Origin of the sequence: Bradyrhizobium sp. Mp27, from assembly GCF_029953005.1 — a bacterium.
Lineage (GTDB): Bacteria > Pseudomonadota > Alphaproteobacteria > Rhizobiales > Xanthobacteraceae > Bradyrhizobium > Bradyrhizobium barranii.
In genome coordinates this window covers 1-223 of record NZ_JASAUS010000791.1, presented here as the reverse complement: position 1 = coordinate 223, position 223 = coordinate 1, and the positions used below count along the sequence as shown (strand labels likewise).

General features: G+C 60.5%; 1 protein-coding gene. It reads right to left on the bottom strand.

Translation table 11 applies throughout. The features are described from left to right. Positions 1-223: transposase (locus tag QJT78_RS52675; RefSeq protein ID WP_281461003.1), on the bottom strand; the 223-nt coding region annotated here is incomplete at both ends.

The window sequence follows — 223 nt, the reverse complement described above, 5'->3', positions numbered from 1 at the left end:
GCCTTGTTCGACGAGCTGGTTCCGGAAGCGGTTCAGAACCGTGTGATCGGGCGTCGTATCTTCGAGGCTCAGACCGACGAAGCGCTTGAACGACAACCGGTCACCCAGCGCTTCCTCGAGCTCGCGTTCTGAAAGACCATAGAGCGACTGCAGCAACACAGCACGAAACAGCACCAGCACCGGATAACCCGGACGACCGGGGGCCCCTTCATCCCGCAAATGG